This is a genomic window from Acinetobacter sp. SwsAc6, assembly GCF_013391565.1.
In the GTDB taxonomy this organism is placed as follows: domain Bacteria; phylum Pseudomonadota; class Gammaproteobacteria; order Pseudomonadales; family Moraxellaceae; genus Acinetobacter; species Acinetobacter cumulans.
Map to the genome: position 1 here is coordinate 202,383 of NZ_JACAXE010000004.1, position 11,017 is coordinate 213,399.

Here is an 11,017-nt window from a genome sequence, read left to right on the forward strand (position 1 = left end):
TTGTGTTAGAGATATGATTACGGCATCTTAAAATTTTTACGTCCAGACGTAGGAGACAGCGTCTTTTGCAAACTTTGCGCGCGTCCAAATGCGGTTTATCTACCGCACAATTACCTTCTTCCATATTAGATGTGATTGATGCCTTAACTAAGGCAGGCTATGAAGCTTATATCGTCGGCGGTGGTGTACGTGATTTAATGCTGGGTCTGAATCCTAAGGATTTTGATGCGGTGACGAATGCCACACCATCACAAGTTAAAGAAGTCTTCGGACGACGTTGTCGGATTATCGGACGTCGCTTTGAGTTGGCACATGTCTATTCAGGTCGTGAACTCATTGAAGTTGCTACTTTTCGTGCACCTCCGAAAAAAGCAGTAACTTCTGCTGCAGGCATGATTTTACGTGACAATAACTGGGGAACCATTGAGCAAGATTTTGCACGACGTGATTTTTCAATTAATGCCATGTATTACCAGCCACGCAAAGGTATCGTGCTCGATTTTTGTAATGCCTATGAAGACATCAAAGCGAAAAAGTTAAGTTTATTGGGCGATCCAATGCTTCGTTTTGAAGAAGATCCTGTGCGTATGTTACGCACATTGCGTTTTGCAGCGAAATTAAACTTCTCTATCGATCAAAGCATTTTGGATGTCTTTACACCTGAAACTGCGCAATTACTCCGTGATGTGTCTCCACATCGTTTATACGATGAGTCCCAGAAACTCTTCACGATGGGACACTTAAACCGTGTCATGCCAATGCTGATAGAATTCGAGATCTGGCATCAGTTATTTGCGGATATCCAGCCAAATATCACGCCATTTATCGAGCGCGCAGCCAAAAACACAGACCAGCGTATCTCAATTGGTAAGACCATCAATCCTGCATTTTTCTATGCAGTGTTGCTGTGGAAGCCTTTCCTTGAGCGTTGTGAGTTTTATGCGAAAAAAGGCGTAGTTGCTGCTGAAGCTCGTGCTCAGGCTGGTTTAGATGTGCTTAAACGTCAAGCGACACGTACTGTTATTCCACGTTTTGCAGAAACTTTTATTCGTGAAGTTTGGGAGATGCAGACGCGTTTGCTTAATCCAAAACCGCAGCAAATTGAAGCATTGTCTGGACATGCACGTTTCCGTGCGGGTTTTGACTTTTTATTGCTACGTGAAAAATCGGGTGATCAAACGACTCAAGGCATGGGTGTGTGGTGGGATACTTACCAAACACTTAGCACAGATGAAAAAGAACGTGCGATTGCGGACTACAATCGCCAACGTGCGAAAGGGCGCCGTAAAGGTGCTACTCAAGAAGACATTAAGCCATTACATCAAGTTCAACAAGCTGAGATTGAACCTTTGGTGAATGAGCCAGAACCTCGTAGTCGTCGTGCGCGTAAAGCCAAGCAACAAGCTGACTTTAAAGCACAGGCGGTGAATGGGGGGAATGATCAAATTACGGCAGATCACCCAATTCTAAAACGTAAGCGTGTAAAACGAGATTTGAGCACGGTGATTTTTGGACCAACGCAATGAGCGTGATTACCTATATTGGCTTAGGCAGTAATTTGGGGGATTCTCTGCAAATTTTGACCGAAGCTGTGCATAAATTGTCGACACTAGGTACGGTTAAAGTCTCTAAACTGTACCAAAGTCCGCCCATGGGTCCGCAGGATCAACCGAATTATTTAAATGCTGTAGTGCAATTGCAAACCGATTTAGAACCATTGGCATTACTTGATGAATTACAGCGCTTTGAACAAGAGTCTGGTCGCGTACGTCTACGCCGTTGGGGCGAGCGTACACTTGACCTAGATTTGTTGATTTATGGCCAACAAAATATTCAACATCCGCGTTTAATTGTGCCTCATGTAGGCGTGATGGAACGTGATTTTGTGCTGATTCCATTACTCGATTTAGATGAAAATCTACAGTTAAATGGACAACAATTAAATACTTTACCCATTCTGGATCAAGTCAGTCTGACTGTCTTAGATGCAGGAAATTGGGCAAAAATTTAAATTTTTATTGGCTGAAAATATGGCCATAAGAGGAAATTCTAGATGATCAGTCTAAGCCACTTAAAAAAATTTAAAGCGGAAGGCCGAAAGTTTTCTTGCTTAACTTGTTATGATGCAAGTATGGCAAAAGCAATGGAAGTTGCTGAAATTGATACAATCTTAGTAGGTGATTCACTCGGAATGACCATTCAAGGTCATGATTCGACTTTGCCTGTAACTGTTGAAGATATGGCATACCACACTGCAACAGTGCGCCGTGGTAATCAACATGCCTTTATTTTAACTGATCTGCCATTTATGAGTTATGCAACTTTAAATGATGCCTTAGAAAACTCAAAAACCATTATGCAAGCCGGTGCGCACATGGTGAAACTTGAGGGTGGGGCATGGTTAGCAGAAACTGTGGCAACGCTGACACGTAACGGGATTCCTGTATGTGTGCATTTAGGTTTAACACCTCAATCTGTACACGTATTTGGTGGCTATAAAGTCCAAGCCCGTACACGTGAAACAGCAGATCAGCTTATTGCAGACTGTAAAGCTGTGGTTGATGCAGGCGCTGCGATTTTGTTGTTGGAATGCGTTCCAGCACAAGTCGGTAAAGAAATTAGTGAATTGTTCCCGCAAACACCTGTGATTGGTATTGGTGCTGGGGCAGATACGGATGGCCAAGTGTTGGTACAGCAAGATATGCTCGGGCTTACATTTAGCCATGTTGCGAAATTTGTACGTAACTTTATGAAAGAACAGTCAGGTGAGACGGCTATTTTAGATGCATTTAAGGCTTACCATGCCGCAGTGCTCGATGGATCTTTCCCTGCAAAAGAACAAACTTTCCAAATTGAGTTATAAAAGATGAAAACTGAAACCACGATTCAAGGCTTGACTGCATCGCTGAGTCCTGCAAAAGCAGCACGTAAAATTATTGGCTTTGTTCCAACTATGGGTAATTTGCACGAAGGGCATTTAAACCTTGTACGTGAAGCGCGTAAACTCTGTGATGTGGTGGTGGTGAGTATCTTTGTCAACCCAATTCAGTTTGGGCCAAATGAAGATTTTGATAATTATCCACGTACTTTAGAACGCGATCAGCAACTTTTAGCTGATGTGGGTTGTGACATCGTTTTTGCGCCAACTGTAGAGCAAATGTATGGCAATCAACCGCGTCTAACCAATATTTCAGTGAATAACATTACAGATGATTTATGTGGTGCACAGCGCCCAGGTCATTTTGATGGTGTTGCAGTAGTTGTGACCAAACTCTTTAACATGGTGCAACCCAATTTTGCATTTTTTGGTCAAAAAGACTATCAACAACTGGCTGTGATTCGTCAGTTTGTGCGTGATTTAAATATTCCTTTAGAAGTGATTGGTGTGCCGATTACACGCGCTGCAGATGGTTTGGCACTCAGCTCACGTAATGGTTACTTAAGCCCTGAGCACCGTGAAATTGCTCCAGTTATTTACCAAAGCTTACAAACGGCAGCACAACAACTCACGTCAGGCACTGCGTTGTCAGATGCTTTAAATACAATTCGAGCAACATTAACGGATGCTGGTTTTGTGGTGGATTATGTGGAAGCACGTAGCCCAGAACTTCAAAAAGTCGATAGCTTTAATCAAGACGTCGTCTTGTTTGTAGCAGCCAAAATTGGCAAAACACGCTTAATTGATAATTTACAGGTTAAGTTTACTGCATCTTAATTTGCATGAAAGGACAGCACGCGCGATGAAACGAATTTTAATCGTTACAGGCCAGTCAGGATCAGGAAAGTCATCTGCTTTGCAGGTGCTGGAAGATTTGGGGTATTACTGTATTGATAATTTGCCTCTCGCGCTGTTGCCTGAAATTGTTGAAAAATTAGATCAGGAAAATAATCTCGAGCAACTGGCCTTAGGGGTGGATGTTCGAAGTACACGCCAAGATATGCAAGAGTTTGACCATGTTTTTTCATTATTGCAAAAGCATGGTGCCGTGGATGTGATTTATTTGACTACGCGTGATCAGGAACTGATAGCACGCTTTAGTGCATCGCGTCGTCCTCATCCATTATCCAGCCGTTTTAATAGTTTGAATGAATGTATTCAACAAGAAAAAGATTTGTTGTTGCCGATTCAATTTCGTGCGACAGTACATATCGACACCACAGATAAAAGCGTACATGATTTAAAGCATGTGCTTTTATCTAAATTAGGGCAAGCTGACCAATTAATTGTTATTTTACAGTCTTTTGGTTTTAAACATGGCATCCCTTTAGATGCGGACTATGTGTTTGATGTTCGGCATTTACCTAACCCGCATTGGGATTTAGAGTTAAGAAAATTTTCTGGTTTAGATGTACCTGTACAAAAATTCTTAGAAAGCAGTGCACAAACCAATGAAATGTTTACTGATATTTATCAATTTTTAGAAAAGTGGTTGCCTGCTTTTGCAGAAGGACACCGCCATTATATGACGGTTTCTATCGGTTGTACGGGTGGACAACATCGTTCGGTTTATATTGTGGATAGACTCAAGAGAGCCCTTGAGGCAAAATGGTCTGTTCAGGTCTTACATAGAGAAATGAAGCACTGGTCATGATAGACACAACTGTTGACGTAATAAACAAACTAGGTTTACATGCGCGTGCGTCTGGAAAACTCATTGAAGTCACCACTAAATTTCGCTCATCGATTCAGATTGGCAAAGGTGATAAATTAGTAGACGCAAAAAACATTATGTCTTTGCTCATGCTCGGTGCTGGTAAAGGCACAACTTTGCGCTTAGTGATTGATGGTGCAGATGAAGAAAAAGCTTTGTCTGATATTCAAGCATTATTCGCAGCAAAATTTTATGAGGCAGATTAATCGTGGCACGTCGACCAACTCGTTTTACTGAAGATGATTTTGAATCTCTAGAAGGACGTGCAAGCAAAACCGAACAAAAGAAGGCTGTACAGCGTATGGCCGCTTTGGGTGAACAGCTTGCAGAGCTGAGTCCTAAACAAATCAAAAATCTTCCAGTGGATGAGCGCTTGATTGAAGCGCTTCTTGATATTCAAGCAATTTCATCGCATGAAGCGCGTCGCCGTCAATGCTCGCGTATTGGCAAGTTAATGCGTAATGAAGATGAAAGTGTCATTTTATCGTATTTAACACCGAAGCAAGGTTTGAAAAAAACTGCGCAGTTGAATCGTTGGGTTGATCGCATTATTAAAGATGGTGATCCAGTCATTAATGACTTTTCTAAAACTTATAATGCGACAGAGCGCCATACTCTACGTCAGCATGCTTTACGTGTTCATCGTGATATCGCAAAGAATGCAACGGAAGAAGAAATTGCAGCGTCTAGACTCAAATTATTCAACTATGTACAGCAAGTTGCATTAATTTCAGACAATTAATGTTGTAATTAAAAACGGCTCATAAGAGCTGTTTTTTTTGAATCTATGAGTAGTATGTCTATTGATTCTATCTGTGCATAAAGAAAAACGACCCATAGCGGTCGTTTTTCTGTTTTAACTGAATGCTTAGCTGAACTCACCTGTGGCACGTTCTTTTGCCCAGTCACGAAGGACAAATTTTTGTAACTTACCTGTCGAGGTTTTTGGAATTTCTGTAATCACCACATCTTTAGGGACTTTAAAGCGTGCAAGGTGTTGCTTACAGAATTCAATAATTTCCTCAGGAGTGGCTTCTTTGCCGACCTTGAGCTCAATGAAGGCACAAGGGACTTCTTGCCAACGTGGATCTGGTTTCGCAACGACAGCCGCAGTGAGTACTGCTGGGTGCTGGTACAGGACTTCTTCAACTTCAAGCGATGAAATATTCTCGCCACCTGAAATAATCACATCTTTAGAGCGATCGGTAATTTTTGCATAGCCATCGGGCTGGCAGACTGCTAAATCACCAGTATGGAACCAGCCACCAGCAAAAGCTTCAGCCGTAGCTTCGGGGTTTTTCAAATAGCCTTTCATCACAATGTTGCCACGGAACATGATTTCACCCATGGTCTGGCCATCATTTTTTACAGGGAGCATTGTTTCTGGATCAAGCACTTTCATGCCATCCTGAAGTGGATATGGTACGCCTTGACGCGAGTGTAGCTGTGCTTGTTCTTGAATTGAAAGCTCTGACCAGCCTGCTTGTGAAGCACACAGTGCAGAAGGACCATAGGTTTCTGTAAGGCCATAAACATGAGTCACATTGATGCCAATACCACGCATGCCTTCAATAATGGCTGCTGGAGGTGCTGCACCAGCCACCATCACTTCTACACGATGATCGAATGAAGTCTTTTTCTCTTCTGGGGTATTGATCAACATTGAAAGTACGATTGGCGCACCGCAGAAATAATCCACTTTATGTTCAGCGATTAATTTGAAAATCAGCTCAGGATCAACTTTACGTAAACAGATATTGGTTCCACCATTGGCTGCCATGGTCCAGCCAAAGCACCAACCATTACAATGGAACAGCGGGAGGGTCCAAAGGTAAGTCGCACGTGGCTTCATACCACAGGCAATGATATTGCTGGCTGCATTAATATAAGCACCACGGTGATGATAAACCACGCCTTTTGGATTGCCTGTGGTGCCTGAGGTATAACTCAGACTAATCGCATCCCATTCATCGCCAGGGAGGTCCCATTCGAAATTGCTATCACCTTGTGCAATCCAGTCTTCATATTCAATTTGACCAATGCGTTGGCTGGTGCCTTCATATTCAACATCAGCGACATCAATAATGTAGATCTCTTTATTGATCAGGGCTAAGGCCTCTTGTGCTACGCTGGTAAATTCAGGATCAACCAAAAGAACTTTGCTTTCAGCATGTTCAAGCATGAAAGCAATGGTTTTTGCATCTAAGCGGGTATTAAGGGTATTTAAAACCGCACCTGCCATAGGCACTGCAAAGTGTGCTTCGATCATTGCTGGAATATTTGGAAGTAAAACCGACACAGTGTCATTTTTTTGAATGCCCAATTGCTGTAATTGGTGGGCAAACTGACGACAGCGCTGATACGTTTGACGCCAGCTGATATGACGATCACCATGAATAATCGCATCTTGGTCTGGATAAATATATGCAGCCCGTTCTAAATAGCGCAAAGGTGATAATGCAACGAAGTTTGCCGGTGTACGAGGCAATTCATCATAAGGACTGACCATGTCAAAACTCCAAATTTATTTATTCTAATTTCCTGCTTACACAATATTCAGAATTGTGGATTGTTGCATTTATTCTTTAGTCGAGTATTTACTCTATTGTATGCTTAACGTCGAGTGCATTGATCTTTTTTTGGGTATAGAGAGATGAGGTGATTTAGACAGCTTTTGGGGTCCTGAAGTATGAGAAAGAGCATACCTGTGTGTGAGATTTTTAATGAAGTATATTCAACAAGGTAGCGTTCAATAACAGCATAGCTGTGCCTTTTTCGTTTTTATAGCTAAGCAAGAACTTAAAGTAGATTGACTTTTGTTTATAAATTGAGCCATATACATATAGGAAGGGTCAATATTGCATTGCACACTTTAAAAAAATAAGAAGAGCAATTCAGCATTGTGCTTAGCGCACAGACTGAGGATATAACAATGATAAAAATGCAATCCGAGTTTTGGTCGAACTGGTCAGGTTCGCAACAGGCCTATCCAAAAGTACTGCGTCCGAACAGCTTAGAGGTATTACAAAATGTGATACGTACACACCCCAAAATTCGAGTGATCGGTGCAGGGCATTCATTTAGTCGCTTGGCCCAAACCAATGACGTACTTTTGAGCCTAGATTACTTTAAAGGTGTGGTCTCACATGATGATCAGCATTGCCAAAGTGTGGTGCAGGCAGGTACGCATTTATATGATTTAGGTGAAAAACTGGCTGCCTATAATCAGGCGCTCATGAATCAGGGGGATATAGATCAACAGACATTGGCGGGTGCAATTGCGACAGGAACGCATGGCACGGGGATCGATTTGCAATGTCTATCTGCCTATGTAGAAGGCTTTGAGTTGATTACGGCAGATGGCGATTTAATTTGGTGTGATGCATTGCACCATCGTGAGATATATCAAGCAGGTCGCGTTGCTTTTGGAAGCTTGGGGCTCATGACTAAAATTAAATTACAAAATCGTCCCATGTATAAGCTCAAAGAGCAGATCCGCAGTTGCCCATTTACAGAAGTGCTCCAACATATTGAGCAATGGAAATCACAACATCGGCATATCGAGTTTTGGGCATTTATTCATTCGCCGAATGTCATTTTAAAAACTTTAGACGAAACCAATGAACCCGTACAACCTAAAACAGAACAAATTGTAGATGAAGATGTATTTTTACGAATCTGTTCTGAACTCACCAAGTCATGTCCTGTTTTAAATCCAGCATTGCAGAAATTGGTGAGTCTATTGGTACGACCGAGTACCGCAATTGATTGGTCCAGTCGGATCTTTCCCGCTGTACGTGAAACACGCTTTAACGAAATGGAATATCAGTTGCCAGTCAAAGAAGGACTCGCTTGCTTAGAAGAGCTGATGTACTGTTTAAAAAAGCACAAAGTCCCGATGTTTTTTCCAATTGAATTTCGTTATGTCAAAGCCGATGACATTTGGCTGAGCCCATTTTATCAGCAGGACTCGATTTCAATTTCGATACATCAGTACTATCGGCAAGATTATGTCAGTATTTTTAAATTGGCAGAGCCAATCTTTCAAAAATATGGTGGACGACCACATTGGGGGAAATTGCACACGCTAGGAGGAGATGTGTTAAGTACCTTGTATCCGAAATGGGATGATTTTATGCATTTGCGGCAACAGTTAGATCCTGAGAAAAAGTGGATCAATTCGCATCTGGAACATTTATTTTGGGGACGTAGTGATTGATATGTCTGTTGCGTACTTTGAAGCACTGAATCGTGAGTTGATACAAGCAGGAACGGGGCAAGCACAGTTGCTGTTAGATCTCGATAGTTTAGATGCTAACCTTGCTGCATTACAAGCTCAATTGAATGCTCAATGTCAGATGCGCATTGTTGTTAAGTCTTTGGCAAGTCCTGAGTTGTTGCAATACATTAGCCAGCGATTGCCGAGCCAACGCTTTATGCTGTTCCATTTTCCACATTTAAAACAGATTCAAACTCTATTTCCGCAGGGTGATATTTTATTGGGCAAGCCTATGCCGATCCAATCTTTACAAAGATCGGATCAACAGCTTTTTGAATCGCAAAATATACAATGGCTCATCGACTCAGTTGAGCGCTTAAACCAATATTTGCAGTTTGCGCAGTCAAGACAGATTCAACTTAGGGTAAGTTTGGAAATTGATATAGGCTTGCACCGAGGTGGCTTTGCAGACGAAACCAACTTTACACAGGCATTGGCATTGATTCAGGCGAATGCGCCGTATTTGAAGCTCAGCGGCTTAATGGGCTACGATGCGCATGTGAGCAAGTTGCCTCAGCCTTGGTTTAAGCCAGAAGCTATTTTTCAACGTATACAGCAACGGTATCAGTTTTTTATACGATGCCTACGCCAGTATTTTTCTGAAGCTGAATTAAAGGACGTGTGCTTGAATGGTGCAGGCAGTGCCAGCTTTGGCTTACATCAGCAAGCTACGGTTTGTAATGATTTGGCGGTGGGATCTGCTTTAGTCAAACCGCTGGATTTTGAGTTAAGTTCATTAAAGGCATTTCGTCCTGCGCTGTGGATTGCAGCACCAGTTTTAAAAGTGATTCCTCACGTGCAATTACCTGAACTATCATTCTTGTCACGCGTATTTCGCAAACAACAGGCGGTATTTATTTACGGCGGATATTGGCGGGGGAAATGTGAGTACCCATTGGGTGCAAAACCACATGGTTTATATGGTCGAAGTAGCAATCAGGAAATGTTGCAACTACCTTCAGGCTGCCAAATACAGGTCGATGATTATGTGTTTATTCGCCCCAGTCAAAGTGAGGCGATCATCGCGCAGTTTGCGGCACTGTGTGTAATTCGTAATAGGCAACTACATGCCACGTGGTGCACATTTAGAGACTAAGTGTGCACCATCTGTTTTTGGCATTTTAAGCATTGCTTTTACAGCATGTTCATCGCGATGTTCTTAATTCTGAAACCCGCCATAATGAATGCCAGTCAGTTCAGACATTTCTTTTTTCCATGTGGTGAGGTCATCTTTACAAAATTGATTTAGATGATGATGGCCACATGCCCGCGCCATGACTTGCATGAGTTCAATAGATGCATGAAAGAAATTTGCCAATTGCTGTGCAGATTTTTCAATTTCAAGTCGTGCATGTAAATGATCTTGCTGTGTGGCAATACCGACTGAGCAATCATTGGATTGACATGCGCGCATACCCAAACAGCCAATGGCTTGCATCGCAGAGTTAGACACTGCAATTGCATCTGCACCTAAAGCCAAAGCTTTAATAAAGTCGGCAGGCACACGTAAACCACCTGTAATCACTAAGCTGATATCTCGGCGACCCAAGCGATCTAGGTGTCGACGTGCACGTGCCAGTGCTGGAATGGTCGGAACGGAGATATTGTCACGGAACAGCGTGGGTGCTGCACCTGTACCCCCACCACGGCCATCTAAAATAATGTAATCAACACCAACCGCGATGGCTGCATCGATGTCTTTTTCAATATGCTGAGCAGACAGCTTAAAGCCAATTGGAATGCCACCAGTTTCTTCGCGGATATAATTTGCAAAGTCTTTATATTGAGACAGCTCCGTCCAGTCAGGGAAGGTCGCTGGAGAAATTGCGGCTTCGCCTTCAGGTAGATTACGTACTTCGGCAATTTTACCTACTACTTTATGACCGGGTAAATGTCCACCTGTGCCCGTTTTGGCGGCTTGCCCGCCTTTAAAATGAAAAGCTTGGCATTTTTTAACTTCTTAGATTCTCAAATGAAGTGCAACAGAGATTAATGTATTGGAAGAAAGCAAGATGAGTTAGCATTATGCTTCCGACCGACCAAAGTCAAAGTTGCATCATGAACTATACTCATCTTACTCAAGAAG

At 42.4% G+C, this 11,017-nt stretch carries 10 protein-coding genes and 1 pseudogene; 9 read left to right on the plus strand and 2 right to left on the minus strand.

The features are described from left to right. Positions 1–65: 65 nt before the first annotated feature. Genes pcnB through yjgA form a run of 7 tightly spaced genes read left to right on the plus strand, consistent with a single transcriptional unit; the run spans position 66 to position 5,394 of the window. The gene (gene pcnB, locus HYG93_RS04630) at positions 66–1,526 is read left to right on the plus strand and encodes a polynucleotide adenylyltransferase PcnB (RefSeq protein WP_106986106.1); all 1,461 of its coding nucleotides are present in this window, start codon (positions 66–68) and stop codon (positions 1,524–1,526) included. Beyond that, positions 1,523–2,011 (plus strand): 2-amino-4-hydroxy-6-hydroxymethyldihydropteridine diphosphokinase, encoded by a 489-nt coding sequence (gene folK, locus HYG93_RS04635; RefSeq protein WP_117007884.1) that lies wholly within the window; start codon positions 1,523–1,525, stop codon positions 2,009–2,011. Before pcnB ends, folK begins: the two co-directional genes overlap by 4 nt. A gap of 42 nt (positions 2,012–2,053) precedes the next feature. Continuing rightward, a complete protein-coding gene (panB, locus tag HYG93_RS04640) occupies positions 2,054–2,863 on the plus strand; it encodes a 3-methyl-2-oxobutanoate hydroxymethyltransferase (RefSeq protein ID WP_120364264.1) in 810 nt (269 codons plus the stop codon). A gap of 3 nt (positions 2,864–2,866) precedes the next feature. Then, entirely contained in the window at positions 2,867–3,715 is an 849-nt protein-coding gene (panC, locus tag HYG93_RS04645) for a pantoate--beta-alanine ligase (RefSeq protein ID WP_106986109.1), read from the plus strand. Between the two features lie 25 nt (positions 3,716–3,740). Next, positions 3,741–4,592 (plus strand): RNase adapter RapZ, encoded by an 852-nt coding sequence (gene rapZ / locus HYG93_RS04650; protein ID WP_106986110.1) that lies wholly within the window; start codon positions 3,741–3,743, stop codon positions 4,590–4,592. After that, positions 4,589–4,858 (plus strand): HPr family phosphocarrier protein, encoded by a 270-nt coding sequence (locus tag HYG93_RS04655; protein WP_026438354.1) that lies wholly within the window; start codon positions 4,589–4,591, stop codon positions 4,856–4,858. Before rapZ ends, HYG93_RS04655 begins: the two co-directional genes overlap by 4 nt. Positions 4,859–4,860: 2 nt before the next feature. Beyond that, a complete protein-coding gene (gene yjgA / locus HYG93_RS04660) occupies positions 4,861–5,394 on the plus strand; it encodes a ribosome biogenesis factor YjgA (protein WP_106986111.1) in 534 nt (177 codons plus the stop codon). Positions 5,395–5,520: 126 nt separating this feature from the next. Here yjgA and HYG93_RS04665 read toward each other — a convergent pair whose 3' ends face one another. Next, complete coding sequence (locus HYG93_RS04665) at positions 5,521–7,161, minus strand: acyl-CoA synthetase (protein ID WP_120365139.1); 1,641 nt, start codon at positions 7,159–7,161, stop codon at positions 5,521–5,523. 423 nt (positions 7,162–7,584) lie between these two features. Between HYG93_RS04665 and HYG93_RS04670 the strand changes: the two genes are divergently transcribed. Together HYG93_RS04670 and HYG93_RS04675 are read left to right on the plus strand one after the other, a co-directional pair. After that, entirely contained in the window at positions 7,585–8,871 is a 1,287-nt protein-coding gene (locus HYG93_RS04670; RefSeq protein WP_178961917.1) for a D-arabinono-1,4-lactone oxidase, read from the plus strand. 1 nt (position 8,872) lies between these two features. Beyond that, complete coding sequence (locus HYG93_RS04675; RefSeq protein WP_178961919.1) at positions 8,873–10,027, plus strand: alanine racemase; 1,155 nt, start codon at positions 8,873–8,875, stop codon at positions 10,025–10,027. A gap of 63 nt (positions 10,028–10,090) precedes the next feature. On the opposite strand, the pseudogene HYG93_RS04680 reads toward HYG93_RS04675, so the two are convergent. Continuing rightward, positions 10,091–10,873: pseudogene (locus HYG93_RS04680) on the minus strand (FMN-binding glutamate synthase family protein); the annotation flags it as partial. Between the last annotated feature and the right edge of the window lie 144 nt (positions 10,874–11,017).